At 66.8% G+C, this 26,126-nt stretch carries 27 protein-coding genes; 14 read left to right on the top strand and 13 right to left on the bottom strand.

Annotated elements, in window-relative coordinates:
- The first annotated feature begins 5 nt into the window (after positions 1-5).
- From BJL86_RS17060 to BJL86_RS04650, 3 genes are all read left to right on the top strand, one after another.
- The gene (locus BJL86_RS17060) at positions 6-734 is read left to right on the top strand and encodes a hypothetical protein (protein ID WP_156515356.1); all 729 of its coding nucleotides are present in this window, start codon (positions 6-8) and stop codon (positions 732-734) included.
- Positions 735-1,108: 374 nt separating this feature from the next.
- Complete coding sequence (locus BJL86_RS04655) at positions 1,109-1,600, top strand: SRPBCC family protein (RefSeq protein WP_067475740.1); 492 nt, start codon at positions 1,109-1,111, stop codon at positions 1,598-1,600.
- A 150-nt stretch (positions 1,601-1,750) separates the two neighbouring features.
- Entirely contained in the window at positions 1,751-3,217 is a 1,467-nt protein-coding gene (locus BJL86_RS04650) for an aldehyde dehydrogenase family protein (protein ID WP_067475737.1), read from the top strand.
- 18 nt (positions 3,218-3,235) lie between these two features.
- Here the strand turns inward: BJL86_RS04650 and BJL86_RS04645 are convergent, their stop codons facing one another.
- The 5 genes from BJL86_RS04645 to BJL86_RS17055 form a co-directional block, all read right to left on the bottom strand.
- Positions 3,236-3,625 carry a type II toxin-antitoxin system VapC family toxin gene (locus BJL86_RS04645; RefSeq protein WP_067475735.1) on the bottom strand — a complete coding sequence of 130 codons (390 nt, stop codon included), beginning with the start codon at positions 3,623-3,625 and terminating at the stop codon, positions 3,236-3,238.
- Complete coding sequence (locus tag BJL86_RS04640; RefSeq protein WP_067475733.1) at positions 3,622-3,858, bottom strand: type II toxin-antitoxin system VapB family antitoxin; 237 nt, start codon at positions 3,856-3,858, stop codon at positions 3,622-3,624. Before BJL86_RS04640 ends, BJL86_RS04645 begins: the two co-directional genes overlap by 4 nt.
- Before the next feature lie 39 nt (positions 3,859-3,897).
- The gene (gene thiE, locus BJL86_RS04635) at positions 3,898-4,578 is read right to left on the bottom strand and encodes a thiamine phosphate synthase (protein WP_067475730.1); all 681 of its coding nucleotides are present in this window, start codon (positions 4,576-4,578) and stop codon (positions 3,898-3,900) included.
- Positions 4,575-5,363 (bottom strand): hydroxyethylthiazole kinase, encoded by a 789-nt coding sequence (gene thiM / locus BJL86_RS04630; protein WP_414836072.1) that lies wholly within the window; start codon positions 5,361-5,363, stop codon positions 4,575-4,577. The genes thiE and thiM overlap by 4 nt, the downstream gene beginning before the upstream one ends.
- A gap of 89 nt (positions 5,364-5,452) precedes the next feature.
- Positions 5,453-5,893, bottom strand: coding sequence for a DoxX family protein (locus tag BJL86_RS17055; protein ID WP_067475724.1), 441 nt, complete (start codon positions 5,891-5,893; stop codon positions 5,453-5,455).
- Positions 5,894-6,064: 171 nt separating this feature from the next.
- Between BJL86_RS17055 and BJL86_RS16725 the strand changes: the two genes are divergently transcribed.
- Positions 6,065-6,862 carry a sulfite exporter TauE/SafE family protein gene (locus tag BJL86_RS16725; RefSeq protein WP_067475722.1) on the top strand — a complete coding sequence of 266 codons (798 nt, stop codon included), beginning with the start codon at positions 6,065-6,067 and terminating at the stop codon, positions 6,860-6,862.
- 39 nt (positions 6,863-6,901) lie between these two features.
- Here the strand turns inward: BJL86_RS16725 and BJL86_RS04615 are convergent, their stop codons facing one another.
- Positions 6,902-7,159: a metal-sensitive transcriptional regulator gene (locus BJL86_RS04615; RefSeq protein WP_067475719.1), complete on the bottom strand. Its 258-nt coding sequence runs from the start codon at positions 7,157-7,159 to the stop codon at positions 6,902-6,904.
- Positions 7,160-7,315: 156 nt separating this feature from the next.
- Here BJL86_RS04615 and BJL86_RS04610 point away from each other — a divergent pair, with 156 nt between their 5' ends.
- A complete protein-coding gene (locus BJL86_RS04610; RefSeq protein ID WP_067475716.1) occupies positions 7,316-8,701 on the top strand; it encodes an MBL fold metallo-hydrolase in 1,386 nt (461 codons plus the stop codon).
- A 277-nt stretch (positions 8,702-8,978) separates the two neighbouring features.
- Here the strand turns inward: BJL86_RS04610 and BJL86_RS04605 are convergent, their stop codons facing one another.
- On the bottom strand, positions 8,979-9,761 hold the full coding sequence (locus BJL86_RS04605) for an SDR family NAD(P)-dependent oxidoreductase (protein ID WP_067475713.1): 783 nt from the start codon (positions 9,759-9,761) through the stop codon (positions 8,979-8,981).
- A 91-nt stretch (positions 9,762-9,852) separates the two neighbouring features.
- Positions 9,853-10,572: a GntR family transcriptional regulator gene (locus BJL86_RS04600; protein ID WP_067475711.1), complete on the bottom strand. Its 720-nt coding sequence runs from the start codon at positions 10,570-10,572 to the stop codon at positions 9,853-9,855.
- Positions 10,573-10,736: 164 nt separating this feature from the next.
- Here BJL86_RS04600 and BJL86_RS04595 point away from each other — a divergent pair, with 164 nt between their 5' ends.
- The 6 genes from BJL86_RS04595 to BJL86_RS04570 all read left to right on the top strand — a co-directional run bounded on the left by BJL86_RS04595 (position 10,737) and on the right by BJL86_RS04570 (position 15,777).
- On the top strand, positions 10,737-12,002 hold the full coding sequence (locus BJL86_RS04595; RefSeq protein ID WP_067475708.1) for an NRAMP family divalent metal transporter: 1,266 nt from the start codon (positions 10,737-10,739) through the stop codon (positions 12,000-12,002).
- Between the two features lie 26 nt (positions 12,003-12,028).
- Entirely contained in the window at positions 12,029-12,808 is a 780-nt protein-coding gene (locus tag BJL86_RS04590; RefSeq protein ID WP_067475706.1) for a LamB/YcsF family protein, read from the top strand.
- Positions 12,808-13,638, top strand: coding sequence for a putative hydro-lyase (locus tag BJL86_RS04585; protein ID WP_067475705.1), 831 nt, complete (start codon positions 12,808-12,810; stop codon positions 13,636-13,638). The genes BJL86_RS04590 and BJL86_RS04585 overlap by 1 nt, the downstream gene beginning before the upstream one ends.
- The gene (locus BJL86_RS04580) at positions 13,639-14,310 is read left to right on the top strand and encodes a 5-oxoprolinase subunit B family protein (protein WP_067475704.1); all 672 of its coding nucleotides are present in this window, start codon (positions 13,639-13,641) and stop codon (positions 14,308-14,310) included. It abuts the gene before it with no gap.
- Positions 14,311-14,312: 2 nt separating this feature from the next.
- Positions 14,313-15,179, top strand: coding sequence for a 5-oxoprolinase subunit C family protein (locus tag BJL86_RS04575; protein WP_067475703.1), 867 nt, complete (start codon positions 14,313-14,315; stop codon positions 15,177-15,179).
- Between the two features lie 106 nt (positions 15,180-15,285).
- Entirely contained in the window at positions 15,286-15,777 is a 492-nt protein-coding gene (locus BJL86_RS04570; protein WP_067475700.1) for a hypothetical protein, read from the top strand.
- Positions 15,778-15,795: 18 nt separating this feature from the next.
- Here BJL86_RS04570 and BJL86_RS04565 read toward each other — a convergent pair whose 3' ends face one another.
- The gene (locus BJL86_RS04565) at positions 15,796-17,022 is read right to left on the bottom strand and encodes an NAD(P)/FAD-dependent oxidoreductase (RefSeq protein WP_067475697.1); all 1,227 of its coding nucleotides are present in this window, start codon (positions 17,020-17,022) and stop codon (positions 15,796-15,798) included.
- Positions 17,023-17,141: 119 nt separating this feature from the next.
- Complete coding sequence (locus BJL86_RS04560) at positions 17,142-18,437, bottom strand: alpha-hydroxy-acid oxidizing protein (protein ID WP_067475694.1); 1,296 nt, start codon at positions 18,435-18,437, stop codon at positions 17,142-17,144.
- A 113-nt stretch (positions 18,438-18,550) separates the two neighbouring features.
- Between BJL86_RS04560 and BJL86_RS04555 the strand changes: the two genes are divergently transcribed.
- The 3 genes from BJL86_RS04555 to BJL86_RS04545 all read left to right on the top strand — a co-directional run bounded on the left by BJL86_RS04555 (position 18,551) and on the right by BJL86_RS04545 (position 21,389).
- The gene (locus BJL86_RS04555; protein ID WP_067475691.1) at positions 18,551-19,192 is read left to right on the top strand and encodes a DUF3558 family protein; all 642 of its coding nucleotides are present in this window, start codon (positions 18,551-18,553) and stop codon (positions 19,190-19,192) included.
- Positions 19,193-19,416: 224 nt separating this feature from the next.
- Complete coding sequence (locus BJL86_RS04550) at positions 19,417-20,991, top strand: WXG100 family type VII secretion target (protein ID WP_075844843.1); 1,575 nt, start codon at positions 19,417-19,419, stop codon at positions 20,989-20,991.
- A 62-nt stretch (positions 20,992-21,053) separates the two neighbouring features.
- On the top strand, positions 21,054-21,389 hold the full coding sequence (locus tag BJL86_RS04545; RefSeq protein ID WP_156515292.1) for a hypothetical protein: 336 nt from the start codon (positions 21,054-21,056) through the stop codon (positions 21,387-21,389).
- A gap of 16 nt (positions 21,390-21,405) precedes the next feature.
- Here the strand turns inward: BJL86_RS04545 and guaA are convergent, their stop codons facing one another.
- From guaA to BJL86_RS04530, 3 genes are all read right to left on the bottom strand, one after another.
- Positions 21,406-22,998, bottom strand: coding sequence for a glutamine-hydrolyzing GMP synthase (gene guaA / locus BJL86_RS04540; RefSeq protein ID WP_269447025.1), 1,593 nt, complete (start codon positions 22,996-22,998; stop codon positions 21,406-21,408).
- Positions 22,999-23,030: 32 nt separating this feature from the next.
- Positions 23,031-24,791: a GMC family oxidoreductase gene (locus tag BJL86_RS04535; protein WP_067473998.1), complete on the bottom strand. Its 1,761-nt coding sequence runs from the start codon at positions 24,789-24,791 to the stop codon at positions 23,031-23,033.
- A gap of 145 nt (positions 24,792-24,936) precedes the next feature.
- The gene (locus BJL86_RS04530) at positions 24,937-26,109 is read right to left on the bottom strand and encodes a GuaB3 family IMP dehydrogenase-related protein (protein ID WP_067473995.1); all 1,173 of its coding nucleotides are present in this window, start codon (positions 26,107-26,109) and stop codon (positions 24,937-24,939) included.
- Positions 26,110-26,126: the final 17 nt, after the last annotated feature.

The following is a 26,126-nucleotide window of genomic DNA, read 5'->3' as shown; positions in this document are numbered from 1 at the left end:
GTTGCGTGAAAAACATGTATTTAAATCGTCGGAAAATGGAAGCCTACGCCGATGAGAAGCTATCTGCTGCGGGCTACAGCATAATCGACGTAAATTCCCAAAACGACTCGACTAGATGGGTGAGATCCTTCGATCAGTTGCCCTGGTGTGTTGGTGAGGTCATTTTATCGATTGATACAGGAAAGAGAGTAGGTGCGCGTATGGGAGGCTGGCTAGGCCTACGCCCTGAAGTTGCGCTCCTTAAGTCCGCACTTCCGGAACAAACAATCTCCGAGATGGATGAACTTTTCGGCAAGGGCGTGGGTAGTCGGCGAAATATTGATTGCATGTATCTTTTCGGCGAGAGGGTAAAACGCGGTAACAAAATTGACTTCGAGTTGACGACTGAGGAGTTTGACGAACATTTTGTTCGACGTGTTCCGGAAATTGCGCGCGCGGTTGATGTGATTGCTGGATCGCGTGAGGGCCTGAGGGCGTGCGCATTGGATGCCGGCCTTTCGCCGCATCCTCCTGGGCGTATCCAATTGTTTCAGTTTCGCGCAGCGGCGTTGTTGATGGCGGCGTGGTATGGGCGGGATGTGTTTAATGAGCTCGTAAGTGAGTATCGCGCTGCGAAGGATGCAGGCCAGTGGATGAAACGTGCAGAGTCCGATGACTTTGTCGATCGCTTCGTGGAAATTGTCTATTCCGTACCGGAGGAGTCGTGGGCAGCGATGCGGGTCGGCGGGCTCTAGTCGCGACTAAGTGTTGTCCGGTGCGAGGTGTTGCGCGCTCTTGGCATGCGGAATCCGAGAGACACCCTCGGAAACAATCGCTATCTCGGCTCCTTGAACATGCAGCTACTAGACGCGCCGTAAATACCGACGAACTATCTGTTCCTACCGAAACTAAGTTGCACGGCGTTTCACTCCCGCACCACGAACCGTGCGCATTCATCTCGCAATTTTGTAGACAGTGACTACAGAATCTCGCAACAAATTGGTTCGCCCTCCAAGAGCCAAACACCCAGGCGCTCCCAACCCCGGCCAACCGAAGCACGATCGGAACAATCCGGCGCTCGATCCCGTGTCACCCTGGCAGTACGCCAACGCACAAGGAGCAAACCACCATGAGCGCCACCGACGCCACCAACGAACAACTCCAGGCCACCGCCCACATCGACGCCGCACCGGACGCGGTGTTCGCCTTCCTCTGCGACCCCGCGAACCACCAGCACACCGAGCCCACCGACTGGGTGCGCGACGCCATCACCACCGAGCCGATCACCGCCAAGGGTCAGATGTTCGGCGTCCACATGTACCTCGAGCAGGTCGGCGGCCCCTACGACATGCACAACGTCGTCACCCAGTTCGAGCCGGGCCGCACCATCGCGTGGCTCCCCGGCACGCTTGGCGAGGACGGCAATCACCAGCCCGGCGGTTGGTGGTGGCGCTACGACATCGAGCCCGCCCCCGAGGGAAACGGCTCCCGCGTCACGCTCACCTACAACTGGAACGACACTCCCAATGAGTTCCGCGAGGAGGTCGGCGGCATGCCGCCCTTCCCGCCCGAGTACCTCGACAATTCCCTGGCAGAACTCGGCAACTCGCTCGCCACCTAGCCCAGATACCGTTCCACCCACCGGCCTCTCGCCGACGCGCGCGCCGCAACACACCTACTGTGGTGCGCATCACAACGCGCCCGCGCCACAGCGTGCCCCGGCACAACACGCCACCGGCACGCCACGCCGCGGCACGACGAGAGGGCACCAATGGGCTACTTCCCCGACGACACCTCGGCACTCTTCATCGACGGAGAGCTGCGCCCCACCGACGGCGGCACCTACCCGGTCGTCAATCCCGCCACCGGCGAACAGATCGGCCACGCGGCCAACGGCACCCCAGGCGATGCCGACGCCGCTATCGCCGCCGCCCGCCGCGCCTACGACACCACCGACTGGACCCGCGACGCGGCCTTCCGCGCCCACTGCCTGCGCCAACTCCACGCACGTCTGACGTCGGACCTCGAAGAAATCCGAGCCGTCACGATCGCCGAGGTCGGCACCTCGCACACGATGACCACGGGTCCACAGATGGAAGATCCCATCAATGGCCTGCTCTATTGGGCCGACCTGGCGGAGAAGTTCGACTATTCCGAGAACAAGGGCAGCCACGAGCTCATGGGAATTACCTCGCGACACGAGGTGCGCCGCGAGGGCGCCGGGGTCGTTGCGGCGATCACGCCGTGGAATTTCCCGCACCAGATCAACTTCGCGAAGATCGGCGCGGCGCTCGCCGCCGGGTGCACGGTGGTCCTCAAGCCCGCGCCGGATACGCCGTGGACGGGCGCACTACTCGGCGTCGCCGCGGCGGACACGGACCTCCCCGCGGGAGTGTTCAACGTCGTCACGAGCGAAAGCAACGATCCCGGCCAGCGCCTCGTCGACTCCCCCGACGTCGACGTCGTCTCCTTCACCGGTTCGAGCGCAACCGGCCGGCACATCATGGCCTCGGCCGCGCCGACTCTCAAGAAGGTGTTCCTCGAGCTCGGCGGCAAGTCCGCGGCGATCGTGCTCGACGACGCCGATCTCGCCACCGCGTGCATGATGACCGCGATCACCTGCACCCTCCACGCGGGCCAGGGCTGCGTGTTCACCACCCGCCTCATCGTCCCGCGCGAGCAGCTGGGCGAGGCCATCGAGACCACCAAGGGCGTGATGGCCGGCATCGTCCCCGGCGACCCGAACGATCCGGGCACGATGTGCGGGCCGATCATCTCCCCGCGCCAGCTCGAGCGCGTCTCGGGCTACGTCGAGCTCGCCAAGAAGGAGGGCGGCACGATCGAAATCGGCGGCGAAGTCTTCGACTCCCCGACCGGCGGCGGCAATTGGTACACGCCGACCCTCATTTCCGGGCTCGACCCGCATTCGCGCGTCGCGCAGGAGGAGATCTTCGGTCCTGTGCTCGTCATCCTTCCCCACGATGGAGACGATGACGCCGTACGGCTGGCGAACGACAATCCGTACGGGCTCTCCGGTGCCGTGTGGGGTACCGACCCGGACCGCATCGAGCGCGCCGTCCGCGGCATGCGCACCGGCACCCTGTCCGTCAATGGCGGGCAGTATTTCGGCCAGGACATGCCGTTCGGCGGCGTCAAACAGTCGGGCATCGGGCGCGAGATGGGGGAGGCAGGCTTCGAGGAGTTCCTCGAGTACAAGTCCATCGGCTACGGGGTGTAGGGAACTTCTGAAGTCTCGTCACCGCACCCGCACGGCTGGCCGAACGTCCGTGTGCGAGAAGTCGTTTCCCTTATAGAGAAGGGGCGAGGCGGTCGCCTTGGCGGCACCGTATACCAGGCAGTCGCCGAAATTCAATTTCGCAGGCGATCCTGAGCCTCGACCATAAATGCGATGCGCGTGCCTGGCCCATCGCAGGTGGTCGGTATCAACGTCGAGCACGACGATCTTCGCGTCGTCGAGAAAGTCATCGATAAGAGAATCGGTGGGGTCGGACAAGACAATGGTCAGTTCGAGAATCGACGCCGCAGATACATTTCGCTGCCGAGCACCTGAAACAACATCGAGGAGAACTCCTGCATCGTTCTCGCCTCTGAGTATCGACACCATCGCTGAAGTGTCGATGATCATTTCGGCAGACCGTCCTCGTCGTACAAATCCTCGTCCGAATACCAGGCAAGATTTAGTTCTCTTGCTCGTTGTTGCAGCGCTTCGATTTTCTTGATGTCGATAGGAACGGGTGTCTCGTCCAGCTCTTTCTCAAGCGCATCCCGAACGACCGCCGTAGCCGTGGTGCCGCGTCGACGCGCGAGCTCTGTAGCGAGCTCGTGGACGCGCGGATCTTTGATATTGAGAGTGGCCATGCCCCAAATTCTACCCCGAAAGGTAGAAAGCGTAAGCCCCTACTTTCCGCTTGGCGCCTCGGCCGCATCCCACGCCTGGGCGAATTCGCGGGCCGCGCGTCTTGGATCGTCGGCGGCGCATATCGCCGACACGGTCGCCACTCCTGCGGCGCCCGCTTCGCGCAGCGCGAGGGTGTCGCGGGCCTGCACTCCCCCGATTGCCACGCACGGCAGTGTCGTAGCCGCGGCGACCTGCGCGAATCCCACGTACCCCAGCGGCGCGGGATGATCCGCCTTGGTGCTGGTTTCCCGGATCGCCCCGACGCCCAGATAGTCGACGGTCCCCGGACCAAGCGCGTGGACCTCGTCGAGGTGGGCATGCGTGTCCGCCGATAATCCGATGACGGCGTCCGGTCCGATTGCCTTGCGGACCGCCGCGACCGGCAGGTCTTCTTGTCCGAGGTGAACTCCGTCGACGGCGGCGCCCACCGCCTTCGCGGCGCTGTACACGTCCACTCGGTCGTTGACGAGCAACGTCGCCTTCCCGTCGGTGAGCTCCGCCGCCCGGCAGACGAGCTCGAACAGCTCCCGCCCGCCAGCAGTCTTATCCCGGATCTGCACCGTGGTCGCCCCTCCGGCCACAGCCGACTCGATGACGGACAGCACGCCGCGCGCCCCGCACAGCACCGGGTCGGTCACGAGATAGGTGCGTAGGTAACCGGGATCGACGCGGGAGGTCATGCCACGGCCATTCGGGCGCGAACGGTGTCCGCATCGATGCGTGCCAGCTCGTCCACGAACGCCGCGGCGAAACTTCCCGGGCCGGACGATTTCTCGGCCGCCAGCTCCGCGGCGATGGTGTAGACGGAGGTAGCCGCGATGGCCGCGACCAAAGCATCAGACTCGAGCGAGGCGAATGCCGCCATCACCGCGCCCAGGGCGCACCCGGCTCCGGTGACCTTCGTGAGCAGCGGGTGCCCGTTGCTCACCCTCATCACCTGCCGGCCGTCGGTTATCACGTCGGTCGGCCCCGAAACGGCGACGACCGCGCCGTGCTCGCGTGCCAACGAGAGCGCCGCGTCCAGTGCGCCCTCGGGAGAGTCCGTGGACTCGACGCCTCGCCCGCCTTCCCCGAACCCGGCGAGAGAAAGGATCTCCGAGGCGTTGCCGCGCACGATCGTCGGCCGCAGCGCGACAAGCTCGCGGGCGAGGGTCGTGCGCACCGGAAGCGCCCCCACCGCGACCGGGTCCAGCACCCAGGGGGTGTCGGACGCCCGCGCGGCCTGCGCGGTCGCCGGCATGGCCGCTCTCGCCTCCTCGTGCGGGGTCCCGAGGTTGATGAGCACGCCGGACGCGATGCGCGCGAACTCCTCCGCCTCGGTGGGGATGTCGACCATCGCCGGGGAGGCGCCGATCGCCAAGAGCACGTTCGCGGTGAAGTTCGTCGCCACTGCGTTGGTGATGTTCTGCACGAGCGGCGATCGTTCACGCAACACCTCGAGCAGTTCGGCGCTGCGGTCAGTCACGTCCGCTGGATCGTCGGACCTCATCGGCAAAGTCCTCCCGTTCGATGTTCCCAGGACCGGAGCTGGGCGATTCCCACCGTCGTTCTGTTCTATCGTCGCCGTGCGGTGTTGCGGCGAGCACGCTTCGGGATTCCGCCGGCCCACAGCGCAGCCGCTATCAGCGGCGGTTGGAAAAACAGCCGCGCCAATCGCTTGCCGTCGGTGTCGAGCCCAAAGCCGTCGGTTCCTTCGGCGTATTGCGCGATGTTCCCGGGGAAGATCAATACGTAGAACACCGCCAGTGCGATACCGGCCTGACGGCGACGTTGCGGAAATCCCAGGAGCGCAGCGCCGAGCCCTACCTCGGCAACTCCGGAGGCAAGGACGGTGAAGTCCTCGCCGAGCGGGAACCAGTCCGGCACCTGAGCCTGGAACTCCTGCCGTGCAAACGTCAGGTGCGCGATGCCGGCAAACGACATGAATCCGCCGAGCGCGTAGCGGGCGATGTTCTGCGAGCGTGGAATTACGCGACTTTCCGTGTGCGTCTTCATGTCCCGAGCCTACGCCGCTTCTACACCCACGTACTCGACTTCACTCTCAGCCCCTGCGCATCGATCAGCTCGATCCGGGCGTCCTCCTCGGCCATTCTCCGCAAAGCCCACTTGCTTCATATACCCCCTGGGGTATATTGGCAGTCGACACCCACTCGAGGAGGGTCATTTGTGGTTATCGCGATTGTCGGCGGACTGATCGTCGGACTTCTGGTCGGAAGCCTGGGAGGCGGCGGCGCCATTTTGGCGGTTCCGCTACTGACCTTCGGGCTCGGCCTACCTCCACACGAGGCGACCGTGGCCTCCCTCGTCGTCGTCGGAACCGGCGCGCTGGCCGGAATCGCCCAGCGGGGAACAAGCTCGAGCACAGGCACAGGCACAGGCACAAGTATCCGCTTTACGCTGGGCATTGCCTTCGGCCTCGCCGGCCTACCGGGCGCTTTCCTCGGTAGCCGAGTCGCCGGCATGGTCGACGAAGACGTGTTGATGAGCCTCTTTGCGGTGATCCTCGCCGTCGTTGCGTTCACGATGTTTCGCGGCACTCGATCGGAGAACGCCGCCGAGACCGGCGATCGCAGGGCGCCGAAGTGGCGCACACGAGCGGTCACCCTCGCCACCGCGACGGCCACGGGCTTCCTCACCGGCATGTTCGGGGTGGGTGGCGGTTTTCTCGTCGTCCCCGCCCTGACGATCGCACTCGGAGTGCCGATCACCAGCGCGGTGGGCACGTCGTTGGTCATCGTCGCCATCAACGGCGCGATCTCGCTCGGCCTCCACGCCGAGACCGCGACCTCGCTCCCCTGGCCGGCCATTGCCGCGATGTCCGCCGCCACGGTGGCCGGCGCGTTTGCCGGCACCGCGGTGTCGCGCCGCGTCGAGCCACGCACGCTGAAGCTCGCCTTTGCCGGCATTCTCCTCGTCGTCGCGCTGGCGACCGCGGCGCAGAGCCTCCCCAGAGTCCTCGGTTAGCGGAAAAATCGGGAGCGCCACGCGGGCCCCGACCGACGCCTACGCGAGGCTGAGGAACATCTTTTCCAGCGCCTTGACGTCGACTTCCGGATCCTCCGACGTCAGACATTGCTGCAATCCGGTGGAGATGATGGCAAAGCCCGCCCGATCGAGTGCCTTCGACACCGCGGCGAGCTGGTTGACGACCTGCTGGCAATCGCCTCCTTCCTCGACCATCCGCACGACGCCGGCGAGCTGCCCCTGCGCGCGCTTGAGCCGATTGGCGACTGCCTTCAATTCCGTGGCTTCGAGTTCCATTCGACTTTTCCTTTCACCTCGATGATCCACCCAGAATACCCCGGGGGGATATGCGGGACACCTATTCGCCGGTTCGCACCCGGGGCGAACTCATCCTTGCAATATACCCCAGGGGGTATTATTCTCAACGTTGTCACCACACGAATTGGAGTGATTATGCTTTTCGAACGCGTCTATGAGGACGGACTCGCACACGCGAGCTTCATGATCGCCTGCCAGAAGAAGAACACGGCGCTCGTCGTCGACCCGCGTCGCGACGTCTCGGTCTACCTCGACCTGGCCGCCAAGCACGGCTTGACGATCGAGGCCGTCACCGAAACCCACATCCACGCCGACTACCTTTCCGGGAGCCGCGAGCTCGCCGCGACCACGGGCGCCACCCTGTACGTCTCGGGCGAAGGCGGCGAGGACTGGCAGTACGGGTTCGAGGCCGAGCGGCTGCACACGGGAGACACGATCACCCTCGGCAACATCACCGTCGAGGCGGTGCATACGCCCGGCCACACCCCGGAGCACCTCACCTTTCTCATCACCGACGGCGCCGTGGCGGACGAGCCCGGCTACATGCTCACCGGCGATTTCGTGTTCGTCGGCGATGTCGGGCGCCCCGACCTCCTCGATGAGGCCGCCGGCGGCGAGGACACGCGCTTCACCGGCGCGAAGGACCTCTTCCGCAGCTTGAAGAACACCTTCCTCACCATGCCCGACTACGTGCAGGTGTTCCCGGCACACGGGGCGGGAAGCCCGTGCGGCAAATCGTTGGGCGCCGTCCCATCGACGACCGTCGGCTACGAGCGCGCGACCGCCTGGTGGGCGCCGTTCGTGGAAAACGATGATGAGCAGGGCTTCATCGACTCGCTTCTCGAAGGACAGCCGGACGCGCCGACGTACTTCTCCAGGATGAAGCGCCTCAACAAGGAGGGGCCTGCGCTGCTCGGCCAGCGCCACCGCCCCGACGAATTGGAGTCGGAAGCCGTGGACGGTCTCGTACGCGACGAGGAAGCCATCGTCGTCGATCCGCGAGATCAGCACGCCGTGCATTCGGGCACCTACCCGGGCTCGCTCAACATTCCCGCGGGAGCAAACGCGTCCAAGTTCGCCGCGTGGACCATCGATCCCGACAGCGAACACCGCCGGCTGATCATCGCCACCGATGACGCCGAGCTCGCTCGCGATTGCTCGGACGCCTTCGTGCGCGTCGGCGTCGACAACGAGGTCGACTACTTCTCCCCCGCGGACGCCGATCTCACCCAAGTGCCGAAGCTGGTCGCCGTCGACGACCTGTCCGACACCGACTACGCCGCGCTCGTCGACGTCCGCGAGCAGACGGAATTCGACGCCGGAACCATCGACGGTGCGCTCCACCTCCCGGGAGGAAAGGCCCACTGGACGCTGGACGCGCTGCCGAGCGATGGACCGCTGGTCACGTTCTGCCAGTCCGGGGCGAGGAACAGCGTCGTGTCCTCGATGCTGCGCCGCCAGGGCTTCGACATTGTCGAGCTCGAGGGCAGCTACGCCGCCTGGGAGGCAGCGCGCAGCTGAGCGGACCCCGGCCGCAACGTCGGTCGGCGCCCGCCTCCCCGGCGCCGGCCGGCGATCTCGAAACCACCACGAATACGACTACACAGAGGACAAACCATGTGCAGAGCAGTCACCTGTAAGAAATGCGGAAAAACCACCTGGGCCGGTTGCGGCAATCACGTCGACCAGGTGATGGGTCCGATCCCGAAATCCGAGCGGTGCCCGGGACACGAGAGCGAACCGAAAACGGGATTCATGCAGCGGCTACTCGGACGCTGAGCGAGCCACCGGCAGCATTCTAGACCCCATAGCCTCCGTCGACGTCGAGCTTCTGCCCGGAGATGAAGCCGGCGCGCGGGGAGGCGAGGAAGGCCACGGCCTCGGCGACGTCCTCGGCGCTGCCGAAGCGCCGCAGCGGGATGTTCGACTTCGTCACCTCGAGGGCGCGGGAGTCGAGCTCGCCTGAGTCGATGAGCCGGGCGGCCATGCCGTCGGTGAGCATCCCCGGGCCGACGCAGTTGACGCGCACCCCGTAGCGCCCCTCCTCCGCGGCGAGCGCCCAGGCGATCTGCTCGACCGCGCCCTTGGGGATGGCGGAGAGGCCGTCGCGGACCGGGTACCGGCTCGTTGCGGCGGTGGTCACCGCCACCACGGCGCCGCGCGCGGCGCGAAGGTGAGGCAGCGCCGCGGACGCTGCGGCGAAGAACCCGGCGGCATCGTCGTCGAGCTGGGCGGCGACGTCCGCCGTCATAACCGAAGACATGTGCACCATGGGCACGTGCGGGCCGGCGCAGTGCGCGAACACAGCGATGCCGCCGCAGCGCTTACCGATATCGTCGAGCACTGCGGCGGCTTCTTCGCGTTCGGCAGCGGAGAAGTCCAGACGCACGCGCTCTACGCAAATAGCGCGCCCCGCCTCGCCAGCGAGATCGAGGCACTCGGCGGCGAGATTGTCCGGCGATGCGCTGCGATACCCCAGCACCAGCGTCGAATTCTGCGGCGCGTCCTGGGACAGGCGCCGGGCCACCGCCTGGCCGATACCGCCCGAGGCTCCGGTGACGACGATTGCTGGTGCAGACATGCGAGTAAGGGTAGTGGCGGTACCCGCGCTGCACGGCCGAATCGGCCACCATCGCGCCGGCGGGGGTGACCGAGTTGGACGATGCCGCGTTCTACTCGGTCACCCGCGCGCGCTCGAGCCGGTCGAGCAGATCGGCCTTGGCTTCGGAGAGATAGCGCTCGAGTTCGTCTGCCGCCCCATCGAAGTCCTCGGCGAGGAAAAGTTCGTACACCTTCTGGTTGCGCTCGACATAGGGGTGCTGGAAATCGAGCACGTCGTTGGTGGCGGCGAAGGCGAGGCGGAGCTCGGTCTTGAGCCCGGCCATGAATTGGATGAGCCGCGGACTCTCCGAGAGCCCGGCGATGGCGGCGTGAAAATTGAGGTCCGCGAACCCCAGTCCCCACTTGTCCTTCTCGCGGATCGCCGTTCGCCCCGCCTCGATAGCCTCCCGCATCTCGTGCACCGCGACGCGACGCGCGCGGCCAGAGGACTCCCCCGCGCGGCGAAGGGCATTGACCTCGATGAGCAGGCGGACCGCGTAGACATCGGTGACGTCGGAGGCGGTGAGGCGGCGCACGAAGACACCCCGGTTTGTTACGTGCTCAATAAGTCTTTCGGTTTCGAGGAGGCGGAAAACCTCGCGAATCGTGTTGCGCGAGACGCCCATGGACTCGGTGAGCGCGGATTCGACGAGCCGCGAGCCGGGAGCGATATCGCCCCGGACTATGGCCTCACGCAGCGCGGATACGGCCGCGTCCATGGTCGACGGCGGCCGCAGCGAGGCAAACGCGCGGCCGACGACGACGGCAGTGTCCTCGGTCTGCCGTTCCATCGCCACCTCCTTCCACCGGATTGCATCAAGATTCTTAAGTCCACCAAGGTGAATTAGGTCTTGCGCAATTGTGGGACAATCCTACACACTGTGTGTTAGCTCACACGCTACCTTTGACACCGACACCCCGCCTCATCACGCGGGTCCACCCACGAGGAGAGCTCATGGCCAGCTCCGATACTCCGGCGAACGTCGGAAGACGCGACGACAACTCCGATGGCGCAGCGGCGAAAAAACCCGCATCCACATCCGCGAGCGGCACCGTGCTCGGTGCGATGTTCCTCATGGCGACCTCCGCCGTGGGCCCCGGGTTCATCACCCAAACCACCAGCTTCACCGTCCAGATCGGCGCCGCGTTCGCCTTCGCGATCCTCGTGTCGATCCTGGTCGACTTCGCGGTGCAGATGAACGTGTGGCGAGTGCTCGGTGTCGCCGGGATGCGCGCCAACGAACTCGCCAACACCGTCCTACCCGGCCTCGGCTGGGTGCTCGCCGGGCTCGTTTTCTTCGGCGGCGCTGTATTCAACATCGGAAATATCTCGGGCACGGGCCTGGGCACCGATGCGATGCTCGGTCTCGAACCGCGGACCGGCGCGGTTATTTCGTGCGTTGTCGCGATCGCGATCTTCCTCATCAAACGCGCCGGCGCCGCCCTCGACCGCATCGTCGTCGTGCTCGGCTTCGTCATGATCGGGCTGACGATCTACGTTGCGGTAACCTCCTCCCCTCCCGTGGGCGAGGCGATGACCCAGGCCGTCCTTCCCGACACCATCGACGTCGTCATCATCACCACGCTCATCGGCGGCACAGTGGGCGGCTACATCACCTACGCTGGCGCACACAGGCTTGTTGACGCCGGGCAGACCGGACCCGAGCACGCGAGCTCCATCGCCCGTAGCTCGGTCATGGGCATCATCGTCACCGGAATCATGCGCGCCGTGCTGTTTCTCGCGATCCTCGGTGTCGTTCACGCGGGCGCTGCGCTCGGAGAGGACAACGCGGCTGCCGATGCCTTCCAGTTCGCGGCCGGCGAGGTCGGTTTGCGGATGTTCGGCATCATCTTCTGGGCGGCGGCGCTGACCTCGGTGATCGGGGCGTCCTACACCACGGTGTCCTTCATCACCACGCAGAAGACCACGCCCCGCACGCGCAACTACCTCACCGTCGGGTTCATCGTCGCCTGCCTCGCGTTGTTCCTTCTCCTCGGCAAGGCACCGACCACTCTGCTGATCTTCGCCGGCGCCCTGAACGGAATCATCCTGCCCATCGGGTTCACGGTCATCGTCTACGTCGCCTGGCGCCGACGCGACCTGCTTCACGGGTACCAGTACCCGACGTGGCTGCTTATCGTGGGTGTGCTGGCCTGGCTGCTCACGCTATGGCTGGGCGTGGAATCGATCGGCGGTCTCCAGGACCTGTGGAACGCATAGCACCGAGCAATTCGAGGAGCTTTGACATGAGTGACCACCACATCGACCTCAACGCCGATCTCGGCGAGTCCTTCGGCCAGTGGACGATGGGCGACGACGCGGCGATGCTCGACATCGTCTCCAGCGCGAACGTCGCCTGCGCCTTCCACGCCGGCGACCCGCTGGTCTTGCTCCGCACGCTCGAGCAGGCCTTCTCCCGCGGGGTCACGGTCGGGGCGCACGTCGCCTACCGGGACCTCGCCGGGTTCGGTCGCCGCTACATCGATTACGCCCCTGAGGAGCTGCGCGCGGACGTGCTCTACCAACTCGCCGCGATCGACGGGATGGCGCGCACCGTGGGAGGCGAGATCTCCTACGTCAAACCCCATGGTGCGCTGTACAACAACGCGTTCACAGACGATGTCCAGGCCCGCGCGATCGCCGAGGCGGTGGCGTCGTTCGACTCGGGCCTCGTGATGCTCGGACTGCCCGGCTCGCAGCTGCTCGCACAAGCCGAACAGTCCGGGCTCGGTACTGCGGTCGAGGCGTTCGCCGACCGCGCCTACAATTCCGACGGCACGCTCGCCAGCCGCCGCGAGCCCGGCTCGGTGCTCAGCGATCCGGCCGAGGTCTCGCAGCGGATGGTGCGGCTCGTCACCGACGGCGCGCTGCCCGACCGCACGGGCGGCGAGGTCCGCATCGATGCCGCGTCGATCTGCACGCACGGCGATTCCCCGGGCGCAGTGGAGATGGCGCGGGCGGTCCGCGCCGAGCTCGAGGCCGCCGGCGTCACCATCGCCTCGTTCGCCGGGAAGCGCGGCGCGTGATGGCCATCATCGAACTCCCCGCCGACCCGGGCGCGCTTACCCCGGCCCAGGCCCGCGCCTTCTTCCGCGGAGGCCCATCGGTCCCGACCTCGGGGTGGTGCACCGGTTTCGCGCAGGCGAATCTCATCGCGCTGCCCCGGGAGCAGGCCTTCGATTTCCTCCTGTTCGCCCAGCGCAATCCGAAGCCCTGCCCGGTGCTCGAGGTGCTCGAGCCGGGGCAGTTCCGCGCCGGGATTCTCGGCGGAGGCACGCACGGCGCGAGCGATCCGCTCGCCGACGTGCGCACCGACGCCCCTGGCTACCGCATCTGGCGCGACGGCTCTCTCGTCGCCGAAACCCCGGACGCGAGCGAGTTCTGGAGCGAGGACATGGTCGCGTTCCTCATCGGCTGCTCGTTCACCTTCGAGCACCCACTGCTCGCCGCGGGCGTGCCCGTGCGGCACATCGATGCCGGCCGCAACGTGCCGATGTATCGCACGAACCGCGCGTGCCGGCCCGCGGGCGAATTCCGCGGTGAGCTCGTCGTATCGATGCGCGCGATCCCCGCCGAACAGGTCGCCGATGCCGTCCGCATCTCTTCGCGCTTCCCCTCGGTGCACGGCGCGCCGGTGCATATCGGCGAGCCCGCCGCGCTCGGTATCGCCGATCTCGCGCAGCCCGATTTCGGCGACCCGCCCGTTATCGATGACGGCGACGTTCCCGTGTTCTGGGCGTGCGGGGTCACCCCGCAGGCCATGGTTATGGCGTCGGCCCCGCCGCTGGCCATCACCCATTCGCCGGGCATGATGCTCATCACCGATGCCCCCGACTCCGATTACCAGGTGCCCTAGATGTCTTCCGCTCCCCGCGAACTCCGCGCCGACCGCCCGTTCCGCGTGCTCCCCTACGGTCCGCACGCCTCGCTCCTCGAACTCGGTTCCCTGACAGAAGTAGAGGACCTGTTCGCTCACCTGTCCGAGGCCCGCGCGGCGGGCGAACTCGGTGGGGTTGTCGAGCTCGTCCCCGCCGGGCGCACCGTGATGATCGAGGCCGAGGACCCGTCCGCGCGCGCCGCGGCCGTTGCGACCTGCGAGCAGTGGGTGCCGGGCACCGCCGACGTTCGCGCAGGCGAGCTGCACGAGATTCCCGTCGACTACTCGGGCCCCGATCTCGATGACGTCGCCCGCCAGATCGGCGGCAGCACCTCCGACGTCATACGCCTCCATTCCGAGCCGACGTATCGCGTGGCGTTCATGGGGTTCAGCCCGGGCTTCGGCTACCTGACCGGGCTTCCCTCCAAGCTCCAGTTGCCGCGCCGCGATGACCCGCGCGATGCCGTCCCGCCGCGCTCGGTAGCGGTGGCCGGCGAGTTCTCCGCGGTGTATCCACGCACGTCGCCGGGCGGTTGGAACCTCATCGGGCACGCGACCGTGCCGCTGTGGGACGACGACTGGCCGCGTCCGAACAGGCTCGCCCCGGGCGACGAGGTTCGCTTCGTGCCGCAGCAGGAAGGGAAGGCGTAGGTATGACGTCGCACGCACTCATCCGCAAGGCAGGGCCGCTGTCGACTCTCCAGGACCTCGGCCGCGCCGGCCATATGGGCACGGGCATCCCGGTCTCGGGAGCGATGGATCGGCGCAGCCACGGGCTCGCGAACAGGCTCGTGGGCAACGGCGAGCACCGCGCGACGATCGAGGCCACGCTCGGCGGGCTCGAGGTGGAGTTCGACGAGGACGTGCGCCTCGCGGTCACCGGCGCCGAGCTCGACGTGTTCGTCGGCGAGCGGCTTGAGGGCATCAATGCCGCCCTCCGCGTTCCGGCTGGCACGCCGGTGCGCCTCGGCATGCCGCGGGCGGGCTTGCGCTCCTACCTCGCGGTTGCGGGCGGGTTCGATGCGCCCGCGCTGTTCGCTTCCCGCTCTACGGATGTATTGTCCGGACTCGGTCCCGATCCGCTGGCCGATGGCACCTCGATCCCGGTGGGCGTGCCGGACCCCGCGGAGTCGCCGACCGCGTGGATCGACCACGCCGCCGTCGCCCCCATCGCGAAGGTGGTCGAGGCCCGCATTTTGCCCGGCCCGCGGCTCGACTGGTTCACCGACGACGCGCTCAAGCTGCTACGCACATCTGCCTACTCCGTCGGCGCGCGCTCGAATCGGATCGGCGTGCGCCTCGAGGGGCCGGAGCTCGAACGCAGCATCACCGACGAGCTGACGTCGGAGGGCATCATCTGCGGGGCGATCCAGGTTCCGGCGAGCGGGCAACCGCTGGTCTTCATGGCCGATCACCCCACGACCGGAGGGTATCCCGTGATCGCCGTGGTCCACCCCGACGACCTGCCGCTGCTCGCGCAGGCCGCGCCCGGCACCCAGGTGCGCTTCCGGTTGGACTGAGTGCGCGGGCGTCGCGTTGAGGCGCGCCCGGGTGTCGCTTTTTGCATACCTAGGGCGCGCCCGGAGGCCGATGTCTTCCCGCGCGGAGCCGGATTGACTAACTGGCATGACAGCTTCCGCGCCCACCCATCCCTCTTCCCACGACACTCGCCTACCCCGGCTCGGTTTGCCTCTCCGGGCCATCCTCGTGCTCGCCGCGCTCGCCGTACCGCGGGTGATCCTCCACGACCTCGGCGTGATCGACGAAGGTACGGTCGTCAACACACTGTTCGTGTTCGTGCCGCCGCTGGTCTGGATCGGAGTTGCCGTATTCGCGCGGATTCGAAAGCCGTTCCTCACGCTCACCGTCGTCGGCATCGTCTACGGGATCGGGCTCATGGCCGGCCATCAGCTCTTGTGGACCTCGTCGTTCCCCGACGGCACTCCGCAGCTCGGCGGGAACCTCTCCGAGCTCTCGCCCGTGGTTAACGACGCGATCGTCCGAGCCTTCGCGGCGGTGTCGAGCATCGTCACCGGCACGCTCGTCGGCGCCGTGTGCGGACTGCTCGCAGCCGGGATCACCTGGATTCTCGGTGCTCGTCGCGCAATGTCGCGCTAACGGGCTCCCATTGCCGACCTACCCCGGCTCAATCACCGTGCGCAGGTCGTCGACGGCAAGCTTTCCCGCCTTGACGTCGGCGATTGCCTGCTTTGCCTTGCCCACCGAATCCCACGTGTTCCACAGCAGCACGCCGATCGGCGAGGCGTCGCGTAGGTACCACACCACCGCGGCGCTGCCGTCGTCGTCCCACGTTTCGATGGTCTCGGCGTGCCCGTCGAGGCTGCCGACCGCCTCATAGCCGTCATCGAACAGGTCGGACCAGAACATCGGCGTGTAGTCGTAGTTCTCGGACGCCCCGGCCATGTTCTTGCCGGCCGTCTCCCCCGAGTGCTCGGCGTGGTCGACGTGCTCGACGCGTCGACGCCCGAACAGCGGATCCTCAAACACCACGAGATCACCGGCCGCGTACACGTCCGGCGCCGAGGTGCGTAGTTCGGAATCGACCACCACCCCGCCGTCAACGGTGAGTCCCGCAGCCTCGGCGAGATCAATGTTCGGGTGGACGCCGAAGCCGACGACGACAAGGTCGCCGTCCACCGCCTCTCCCGACGCACTGACGACGGAAACCTGCTCGTTTCCCGCGACGATCTCGCCGATCTCGAACGCGGGGCGCAGCTCGACGCCGCCCGACCGGAACGATTCCTCCACACGCTCGACAATCGACGAGGAGAACATCTGGCTGAGTAGCTTTGCCTCGCGGTAGACCATCGTGGTGCGCGCTCCGTTCGCCACGAGCGCCGCCGCGATCTCGGAGCCAATATATCCGCCACCTGCGACGATCGCGCGCACGCCATCATGGGCGAGGCTCCGGAGTCGGCGATAGTCATCGGTGCTTCGCAGGTAGACCACGCGCGGATCGTCGAGCTCGGCGGGCTTGTTCGGGCTCGCTCCCGTGGCGAGCAGGAGCTTGCCGAAGGACACGACCTTTTCCTCGCCGCCGGCCGCGATAGTGACGGTGTGTGCGTCGGGATCGAGAGCGGTCGCGGTCGCGTCGAGCGCCAGCTCGACTCCGTCGACTTCCCCTGTACCGAGCAGTGAGCCGGCAGGGTCCGCCTCTGCGCCCGATTTCTGCCACAGGTCTTTCGACAGGTCCGGGCGGTAGACGGGGCCGTCCGGATCGGCCGACACGACGAGGATTCCCCCGCCGCCGGACTCCGCGGAGATCGCCCGCGCAGCCTTATCTGCGGCGACCCCACCGCCGACGATTACATACTCATACGAGTCTGAAAGTTGCTGAGCCATAACGAATCTCCCTCCAGCGACCGGCCCCGGCCGGTTCCCGAGGAACTTCGGTCGCCCCTGCAGCCGAGCCTACGCCGGAGCGCGAAGAAACGCTGGCCGCGGACTCCCAGGCGGAGGGACTACAGCGCCTCGCGCGTACGCACCGTCGACGCATCGATCTCCGCGAGCGAACGCACACCGGCGAGCGCCATCGTCAGGTCGAACTCGGCGATGATGTTGCGCAGCACCGCCTCCACCCCCCGCCTGCCATCGATCGCGAGCCCGTAGATGCTCGGCCGCCCAATCGTTACCGCGTCCGCGCCGCACGCGATCGCCTTGAACACATCCGCCCCGCCACGCACGCCCGAATCGAACAGCAACGTGTCGGTACGGGACACGGCGCCGCGAATCTCGCGCAGCGCGTCGAGCGCGCCGATCGTCCCGTCGACCTGCCGCCCGCCGTGGTTGGACACCATCACCGCGTCGGCTCCCACGGCGAACGCCCGCTTCGCATCGGCGGGGGTCAGGATTCCCTTGATGACGACGGGCAGCGACGTCATCCCGCGAAGCTGTTCCACGTGCTCCCAGGACAGGGCGGGATTCGAGTACACGTCAAGAAACGTCTGCACCGCTGCGCGCGGCACGGGCGAGCGGAGGTTGTCGAGGAAATCGCCAGGGTGGTTTCTACAAATGTCGAGCAGCGTACGCACCGCGGCGGGCGTCGGCGGCGGATCGGCCTGCGCGTCGGAATTTTCGGGCGGCGCCGCCAGCCGCTCGGCGACGAGCTCTTCGAACCGCGGGTCGGTGGTGTATTGCGCGATGCCGATCCCGCGCGCGAACGGCAGGCTACCGAGGTCGAGGTCGCGCGGGCGCCACCCGAGCAGCGTCGTGTCGACGGTGAGCACGATCGCCCCCGCACCCGCCGACTCCGCGCGCCGCACGAAACTGCGCACGAGCTCTGTGTCCTTACTCCAATAGAGCTGGAACCAGCGCGGCCCCGCGCCCATCGCCGCCGCGACCTCTTCCATCGGGTCCGAGCCCTGGCTCGACAGTATGTACGGCACGCCGACCTTCGCCGCCGCCTCTCCGATTGCCACATCGGAATGACGCCGGACGAGCCCAGCCGCCCCGACCGGCGCGACCAGCACGGGAGCCTCCAGGTGTTGCCCGAGCACCGTGGTCGACATATCGCGCGCGGTCGTCTCCCGCAGCATGCGCGGAAGGATTTCGACCCGGTCGAGGGACGTGCGGTTCGCGTTCGCAGAGTTCTCCGCGCCGGCGCTGCCCACGACGTAGGCACGCGCCTTCGCTCCCATCGCCTTGCACGCCGCCTCCTCCAGCGCGCGCGGCGAGGTCGGGACCTTGGGCTTTAGCCCCGCGACCCCGCGGGAGAAGATGGCCGACTGGGCTGCCCGTCCTGCGCCGAGGAAACTCATGGCCCAAGATTAACCCGCCAGCTTGCGCCGTCGGGCGAGTTTCTTCGGGCCGCTCGTCCGCAGCGAAAAGGTTTTCGTGCAAAACTTTCTCTCAAGTTCGGGGAACCAGAGACATGGGACGGAACGTCGTTGTGGACATGAGGATAAGAGTCGGCGCATCCTGCGCTTTTCTTGCGGTGCTCGGTGGCACGCTGTCCGCCTGCTCGTTGGGGGATGACGGCGCGGCTCCGCTCCCCGAAGGCTCCGCTGCGGCGGACACCGCCGCATCGGCGCCCGCTGCCGTGGATCCGTGGACCCTTCCCATCGAGGACCGCCCCGAACTGTTCAACCCGTGCACCGAGATCTCCCTCGAGGACCTCGCCGCGGCGGGCCTCGAAAACCCGACGCCCTGGCCAGAAGCGGATGATTCTTCTGAGGATCCTCCCTTTCGCCAGTGCGGTTGGAAGTCTGCCAATTTCACACTCAGTATCGGTTCGCTCTGGACGCCGATGGACCAACTCTCAGACGGATTCTCCGAAGAAATTACGTCCGTAAGTGACATCGGCTCATATGTTCTTGGGACGTTGGAACGGCCTTCTCGGAATCGACAAATGGCCTGTGGCGTTGCGGCTGAAACCAATCGTGGACTGATAACCCTGGACGCAATTCGAGTAACGACCGAATCTAACGCAGTCCGAAACGATCAGGACACTTGCGAAAGCGTGACGGACGTCTTCATTGCTTTGTCTGCATCAATTCCGGAGCCCAGATCATGAGTGATCAGTTTTACCTTGACCCGGCCGCGGCGGAAAGACTTAGCGCTTCTTGTCGGCAGTTTTCAGAAGCGATCCTGCAAACTACAAATTCATCCGCGACGAAAAGTCGGTCATTTACGAGCCCTGACTTTAGGTCAGCCGCAGAAATAAATGGGGTCTACTCAAACTGCGGAAGCCAGGCTCTTCCGCAGTTGCTTGACGATTTCCATTCTCAGGCGACGGCGATGGGGGCACTCTTTCAGATCGCAGGTGGAAATCTATCTGCACAGGATGAGGAAGCAGCCGCTGCGCTCAAGAACGCGGCCAGCGCGCCGCCGTCGATCAATGGTCCGTCAATGGCGATCGCCGGCCTCAGTTCCATCAGTGCCTTCGACGCGGAGAGCTCGCGAACCGACAAGTTCAGCTGGGTGGCCGGCGAGGACGCTTCCGGGATGTCGCTGGACGAGATGAAGTCGGGTGCCGAGAGCCTGTCCCCCGGTGACCTTCGCTCGACAGCTGAACAGTTCTCCACTGCCTCGCAGACATTGAGTTCCGCAGCAGACCAGCTCCTCGCAAGCGTGAACAGCGAACTCGGATCGTCCTGGCAGGGCGAGTTCGCGAACACTGCGATATCGAACGTAGCGCAATTCCACAGCTCGGCGACCGAACTGGCCGGTCAATTGACGACTGTCGCAGACCGGGCGAATTCCCTGGCCGAAGGCTACGAGTTCACTCGCGACCGCGTCGGCGGAATCACGCCCGATACCGGCGCAGGCCGCGACAGCGAGGCTGCGGCTTCGCGCGAGTCCGCCCGGCTGGACGCGCAACGCGTGATCCATTCCGACTACAACCCGCGTCTTGAAGGCGCAAACCTCTCTGGGCTCACCTTTACCCCGGCACACCGCGTCGGCAGTGCCGGCGGGGTCGGCACCGAAGGCGTATCGCCGGTGGCGTTGTGGAACCGCGAGATCGTCGGGCCCGAAGGCGGGGTAGGCGGCGCATCTCGGACCGGCGTGGATGCGGCCACCCAGGCAGCGTCCAGCTCCGCAGGCGGCGCCAGCGCGCCGGCACCCGCGGGAGGTGGCGGCTCGCCGTCTTCCGCCGGTTCACCGGTGGTGGGGACATCGGCCGCGTCGGGGCATGCGGCGTCCGGCGTCATGCCGGCGGGCGTAGGCGCGGCATCCGGCGGAGCGACACGCCCCGTGAGCGCGACTGCCACAAGCCCGAGCCGATCCGGCGCCGCCGCGCCTACCCCTGCGGCGAGTGGCACGAGCACCACAGTTGGGCGGGATTCGAGTTCCTCCCCGGGCGCGAGAACGGTGTCCGGGACTTCCTCCTCGGCGCCGATCGGCGCGCGCGGAATGCCAAATGGTTCGAGCTCGACCGGTGCGGGCGCGGTCGGGAGCGGCACTTCGGCGAGTGCGAGACCGCTTAGCGCAACTGCCGGCGGAGGTTCTGCCCGCTCGGGTCTGCCGTTCTCTACGGGCGGAAACACCTCGAGCGGAGCCGGCACATCGGGCGGTCCCGGCGCGGCCGGCGGTGCGCCGCGCGCGGGCACAGGGCCGAGCGCAGGAACCGGGCTCACCGCGGGTTCGGGCTCGCCTGTCGCTTCCCCCGGTTCCGCCGGATCGACGGCCGGCTCGCGCATGGGCGGACCGATGATGGGCGCGATGCCCATGGGCGCAGGCGCGCGGTCCGGCGACAAGTCGCACTCCCCGCCCGACTACCTCGTCCACCCGTCCCATTCGAGCGAGCTCATCGGCGACCTCCCCGCCGCCGTGCAACCCGTCCTCCGCGGCAACCGAAGCTCCGCGGAATGAGTCGCGCCCGAACGGCGTTGAACCGCACAGACCTACAACCCACGCGCGACGAGGAGATCCTGATGAACACCGGACCCGACGCCAATTCCTGCGCGGTACCGACCGCAGGGCAGGGCGCGCTCGCCGGATCCTGCATCCGCGAGATCACCCCCGAGCTGCGCGCGCTGTCGGGTTCGGCGCGCTGGGCCACCGCCATGGTCGCCCGGCGCCCCTTCTTCGGAGACGCGGACCTGCTGCGCTCCTCGGAACATGTCCTCGCCTCGCTCACCGATGACGAACTGGTCGAGGCGGCCGGCAATCTCGACATCGGCGCGACGACGGTGGCCGAAATACGCGAAGAGCTCGCGAAGAAAACCACTCAGGGTCTCCGCGAGCTCCACGCCCAGGGCGCCATCTAATAGGCGCCGCCGGCAGCTACTCCCACTCGATCGTCCCCGGTGGCTTGCTCGTCACATCGAGAACCACGCGGTTGACGTCGGGCACCTCGTTCGTGATCCGGTTCGAAATCTTCGCCAGCGTCTCATACGGCATCCGCGTCCAGTCCGCCGTCATGGCGTCCTCCGACGACACCGGCCGCAGCACGATCGGATGGCCGTAGGTCCGGCCATCGCCCTGCACGCCGACGGAACGAACATCGGCCAACAGCACAACGGGGCACTGCCACACCTGGTCGTCGAGGCCCGCCGCCGTCATCTCCTCGCGCGCAATCGCGTCCGCCGCGCGCAGTGTGTCCAGGCGCTCGCGCGACACGGCGCCGACAATGCGAATCGCAAGTCCCGGCCCCGGGAACGGGTGCCGGCCGACGATAGACTCGGGCAGGCCAAGCTCGCGCCCGACCGCACGAACCTCGTCCTTGAACAGCAGCCGAAGCGGCTCGACGAGGGAAAACTCGAGATCCTCCGGCAGCCCGCCGACGTTGTGGTGGCTCTTGATGTTCGCCGTGCCGGCTCCGCCACCGGACTCGACCACGTCCGGGTACAGCGTGCCCTGCACGAGAAAATCGACGCTCGCGCCACTCTCGGATTCCGCGCCCAACACCTCGGACACCGCGCCCTCGAAGGAACGGATGAACTCGCGGCCGATGATCTTGCGCTTCTCCTCCGGATCGGTGACCCCGTCGAGGAAGCCGAGGTAGGTGTCCGAATCGTCGCGGGTGACCAGACGGGCGCCCGTCGAGGCGACGAATTCCTTCTCCACCTGCTCGCGCTCGCCCGCGCGCAGCAGGCCGTGATCGACGAAGACGCACGTGAGCCGGTCGCCGATCGCGCGCTGCACGAGCGCCGCCGCGACAGCCGAATCGACGCCGCCGGAGAGCCCGCAGATCGCGCGTCCCTCACCGACCTGCTCACGCACCGCGTCGATGAGCTGGTCCGCAATATTCGCCGCCGTCCAACTCGGCTCGAGCCCTGCGACCTCGGTGAGGAAGCGGGTGAGTACCTCCTGGCCGTGCGGCGAGTGCAGCACCTCCGGGTGGTACTGGACGCCGGCCATCTTGCCTGCGGTGTTCTCGAACGCGGCGACCGGGGCGCCGGCGGTCGTCGCCGTCACCTCGAAGCCCTCCGGAGCGGCGTGTACCGAGTCGCCGTGGCTCATCCACACCGGATGCGAGCCGGGTAGGCCGGCGTGCAGCGCACCGCCGGAGACCTCCATATCGGTGCGGCCGTACTCGCGCGAACCGGTCTTCGCTACTTCGCCGCCGAGCGCCTGGGCCATTACCTGGAAGCCGTAGCAGATGCCGAACATCGGCAACCCGAGATCGAACACGCCCGGGTCGATGCTCGGCGCGCCGTCGGCGTACACCGAAGCGGGGCCGCCGGACAGCACGATCGCCACCGGGTTCTTCGCCTCGATCTCCGCGGCGGTCGCGGTGTGCGGCACCACCTCGGAGTAGATGCGGGCCTCGCGCACACGGCGCGCGATGAGCTGCGCGTACTGCGCGCCGAAATCCACGACGAGCACGGGTCGCGGGGCGGAGAGGGACACTGCTGAGTTCTGCGGCTCTGTCACGGAAACCAGTGTAGACGGGCGGCGCTGCGCCGCTAACCGACGGCGACGATCGGCAGCCGCAGCGCACCCGGTGCCGACTCCGGCACGACCGGCGCGGTCGGCGCCACCGGAGTGATCCGCCGGTAGCCCTCGCCCTGCTCGGGGCGCGTATCCGCCTCTCCCTTATTGGGCCACAGCGACATCGCGCGCTCGGCCTGCGCCGTAATGGAAAGCGAGGGGTTGACGCCGAGGTTCGCCGAAATCGAGGCGCCGTCGACCACGTGGAGCGTCGGATAGTTCCACACGCGGTGGAAGGGATCGAGGACGCCCTTGTCCGGTTGATCAGAGATCGCGCATCCGCCGAGGAAGTGCGCCGTCAGGGGGATATTGGCGATCTCGCTCCACGTGCCACCGGCGATGCCGTTGATCTCGTCGGCAATATGACGGGTGGCCTCGTTGCCCGCCGGGATCCATGTCGGGTTCGGCGCCCCGTGCCCCTGCCGGGAGGTGACGAACTTGAAGGGGCCGAACCTGTGGACGTATGTCGTCAGCGAGTTGTCGAGGTTCTGCATCACCAACGCGATAATCGTGCGCTCGGACCAGTGCCGCAGGTTGAGCAGCTTGAGCGGCAGCAACGGGTTCTTCATGACCCCGGCGAGCAACTGGCCGATTCGAGAACGATCGCCGTCGGTGAGCAGGGTCTGGAGCGCGCCGATCGCGTTCGATCCCTTGCCATAGCGCACCGGCTCGATGTGGGTGTCCGGACGCGGATAGAACGAGGACGTAATCGCGATGCCCGACGAATAATCGGCCTCGGGGTCGACCTCGTCCGCCATCGCGCCGAGGATCGACTCGGAGTTCGTGCGCGTCAGCTCTCCGAGCGCCGGGGACAGGTTCGGGAGCCGCCCATCGGCCTTCGCGAAGTGCAGGAGGTGCTGGGTTCCCCAGGTGCCGGCGGCGAGCACAACCTGCCCGGCGACAACGGTGCGCGCCTTCTTGCCCCATTTCGTCCACCTGCCGGTGCGCTCGAGCTGCACCTCCCACGTTCCGTCCGAGCGGGGCCGCAGACCGGTCACGGTCGTGCGATCCCAGATCCTCGCGCCCGCCTTCTCGGCGAGCCCGAGATAATTCTTGAGCAGCGTGTTCTTCGCACCGACGCGGCAGCCGACCATGCAGTTACCGCACTCGGTGCACACCGTCCGATTCGGCCCCACGCCGCCGAAGTACGGATCCTCGACGGTCTCCCCGATGTCGCCCTTGCCGCCGGTCTTCTTCCCGAAGTACACGCCCACCGGCGTCTTGCGGAAGGTGTCCGAGGCGCCCATCTTCGCGGCGACGCGCTGCATCACCGAATCCGACGGGGTGTCCAGCGGGTTTGTCACCACGCCGAGCATGCGGCGGGCCTGATCGTAGAACGGCGAGAGCTCGTCATCCCAGTCGGTGATGTGGGCCCACTGCTTGTCCTTGAAGAACGTCTCACCCGGCTTGTAGAGGGTGTTCGCGTAATTGAGTGAGCCTCCACCGACGCCCGCTCCGGCGAGGATCATCACGTCCTTGAGCAGATGCATACGCTGCACGCCGAACAGACCGAGTTTCGGCGCCCACACGTACTTGTGCAGCCGCCACGAGGTCTTGGCCATCTGGTCGTCCTCGAAGCGTCGCCCCGCCTCGACGACGGCGACCTTATAGCCCTTCTCGGTGAGCCGCAGCGCGGACACCGAGCCTCCGAATCCGGAGCCGACGACGAGCACGTCGACGTCGACGGGTCCGGCGGTTTTACGGGCAGAGGCGGCGGAATTCGGGACGGCCGACATGTAAGTCCTCCTGGGCAGGGGCTGACCAAACACCCGTCAGCCACTCCGGGGAGTGGCTTGGGTTACACAGAACCCTACTCCGTGGTCAGATCCCCGCGGTAGCCGGCCTTACATTCGGGGGCGATTTGTCTAATTTCGGTGGTCGCTAGTCCGGCCGGACCGCGAGGTCGACCTTTTGGAATCCCTTGACGTCGGTGTAGCCGGATTTACCCATCGCCCGGCGCAGGCCGCCGAGAAGGTTCCGGGTACCGAAGGGTTCCGCGGTCGGCCCGAGGAGGACTTCCTCCATCGGCACGGTCGAGTCGAACACCGGCTGCACGTCCCCGCGTGGCACCGACGGGTGCGCGGCCGTGGACTGCCAGAAGGTCCCCTTGCCCGGCGCCTCGTCGGACTGCGCGAGCAGCAGGCCCAGCGAGACCGCGTCGGCGCCGCAGGCGATCGCACGGGTGATGTCGCCGGAGGCGGCGATGTCGCCGTCTGCGATCACGTGGACGTAGCGCCCGCCGGTCTCGTCGAGATAGTCGCGGCGCGCGGCCGCAGCGTCGGCGATCGCGGTCGCCATCGCCACGTTCATGCCGAGTACCTCACCGGTGGTCGATACTCCGGGAACGTGCCCGAAACCGACAATGACGCCGGCGGCACCGGTTCGCATGAGGTGCAGCGCCGTACGGTAGTCGACGACACCGCCGGCGATGACCGGGATATCGAGCTGGTAGATGAAGTCCTTGAGGTTGAGCGGCTCCGGCGTCGTTCCGTCCTCGCCCGGCTCGCCGATTACATGCTCTGCGGAGATGATCGTGCCCTGCACGACGAGCATCTCCACGCCGGCCTTGATGAGCACCGGCGCGAGCTCCTCGGCATGCTGCGGGGACACCCGCACGGCGACGGTGTGACCGGACTCGCGCATCGTCGCTACGACGTTCTCCAGAAGGTCGTGGCGCAGCGGAGCTTGGTGCAGCTGCTGCAGGTACCGCACGGCCTTATTCGGCTTGGACAGGTCGGTCGGGTCCCAGTCGGCAGCGAGCTCGCGCAACTTCGCGATTTCCGCGGCCGGGTCCTCGTGGCGCGCCCACAGTCCTTCGCCATTGAGCACCGACAGTCCCCCGAGCCGCGAGAACTCGGCCGCCGATTCCGGGGACACCACGGCGTCACTCGGATGGGTCATCAGCGGCATCTCGAACGAGTACGCATCGATCTGCCAGGTGGTCGACACATGCTTCGCGGAGCGGGTCCTGCGGGACGGGACGATGTCCACGTCGTGCAGGTTGTAGGTGCGGCGGGCCTCGCGGCCCATCCCGATTTCAACGACGTCGCGCATGGAGATTTCCTTTTAGT

The organism is Dietzia timorensis (genome assembly GCF_001659785.1).
GTDB lineage: Bacteria > Actinomycetota > Actinomycetes > Mycobacteriales > Mycobacteriaceae > Dietzia > Dietzia timorensis.
This window is presented reverse-complemented; position numbering and strand designations above follow the sequence as displayed.

Excerpts from the sequence above, each read along its gene's own strand:
- BJL86_RS17055 (WP_067475724.1), bottom strand. The coding sequence starts at position 5,893 with ATGAAGACGCACACGGAAAGTCGCGTAATTCCACGCTCGCAGAACATC.
- BJL86_RS04550 (WP_075844843.1), top strand. The coding sequence starts at position 19,417 with ATGGGGGCACTCTTTCAGATCGCAGGTGGAAATCTATCTGCACAGGAT.
- BJL86_RS04600 (WP_067475711.1), bottom strand. The coding sequence starts at position 10,572 with ATGGAACGGCAGACCGAGGACACTGCCGTCGTCGTCGGCCGCGCGTTT.
- BJL86_RS04645 (WP_067475735.1), bottom strand. The coding sequence starts at position 3,625 with ATGATCATCGACACTTCAGCGATGGTGTCGATACTCAGAGGCGAGAAC.
- BJL86_RS04530 (WP_067473995.1), bottom strand. The coding sequence starts at position 26,109 with ATGCGCGACGTCGTTGAAATCGGGATGGGCCGCGAGGCCCGCCGCACC.
- BJL86_RS04640 (WP_067475733.1), bottom strand. The coding sequence starts at position 3,858 with ATGGCCACTCTCAATATCAAAGATCCGCGCGTCCACGAGCTCGCTACA.
- BJL86_RS04545 (WP_156515292.1), top strand. The coding sequence starts at position 21,054 with ATGAACACCGGACCCGACGCCAATTCCTGCGCGGTACCGACCGCAGGG.
- BJL86_RS04575 (WP_067475703.1), top strand. The coding sequence starts at position 14,313 with ATGACGTCGCACGCACTCATCCGCAAGGCAGGGCCGCTGTCGACTCTC.
- BJL86_RS04580 (WP_067475704.1), top strand. The coding sequence starts at position 13,639 with ATGTCTTCCGCTCCCCGCGAACTCCGCGCCGACCGCCCGTTCCGCGTG.
- BJL86_RS04555 (WP_067475691.1), top strand. The coding sequence starts at position 18,551 with ATGGGACGGAACGTCGTTGTGGACATGAGGATAAGAGTCGGCGCATCC.
- BJL86_RS04615 (WP_067475719.1), bottom strand. The coding sequence starts at position 7,159 with ATGGAACTCGAAGCCACGGAATTGAAGGCAGTCGCCAATCGGCTCAAG.
- BJL86_RS04595 (WP_067475708.1), top strand. The coding sequence starts at position 10,737 with ATGGCCAGCTCCGATACTCCGGCGAACGTCGGAAGACGCGACGACAAC.
- BJL86_RS04590 (WP_067475706.1), top strand. The coding sequence starts at position 12,029 with ATGAGTGACCACCACATCGACCTCAACGCCGATCTCGGCGAGTCCTTC.
- thiE (WP_067475730.1), bottom strand. The coding sequence starts at position 4,578 with ATGACCTCCCGCGTCGATCCCGGTTACCTACGCACCTATCTCGTGACC.
- BJL86_RS04560 (WP_067475694.1), bottom strand. The coding sequence starts at position 18,437 with ATGAGTTTCCTCGGCGCAGGACGGGCAGCCCAGTCGGCCATCTTCTCC.
- BJL86_RS04565 (WP_067475697.1), bottom strand. The coding sequence starts at position 17,022 with ATGGCTCAGCAACTTTCAGACTCGTATGAGTATGTAATCGTCGGCGGT.
- BJL86_RS04655 (WP_067475740.1), top strand. The coding sequence starts at position 1,109 with ATGAGCGCCACCGACGCCACCAACGAACAACTCCAGGCCACCGCCCAC.
- BJL86_RS04650 (WP_067475737.1), top strand. The coding sequence starts at position 1,751 with ATGGGCTACTTCCCCGACGACACCTCGGCACTCTTCATCGACGGAGAG.
- BJL86_RS04605 (WP_067475713.1), bottom strand. The coding sequence starts at position 9,761 with ATGTCTGCACCAGCAATCGTCGTCACCGGAGCCTCGGGCGGTATCGGC.
- BJL86_RS04585 (WP_067475705.1), top strand. The coding sequence starts at position 12,808 with ATGGCCATCATCGAACTCCCCGCCGACCCGGGCGCGCTTACCCCGGCC.
- BJL86_RS04610 (WP_067475716.1), top strand. The coding sequence starts at position 7,316 with ATGCTTTTCGAACGCGTCTATGAGGACGGACTCGCACACGCGAGCTTC.
- BJL86_RS04535 (WP_067473998.1), bottom strand. The coding sequence starts at position 24,791 with ATGTCGGCCGTCCCGAATTCCGCCGCCTCTGCCCGTAAAACCGCCGGA.
- BJL86_RS04570 (WP_067475700.1), top strand. The coding sequence starts at position 15,286 with ATGACAGCTTCCGCGCCCACCCATCCCTCTTCCCACGACACTCGCCTA.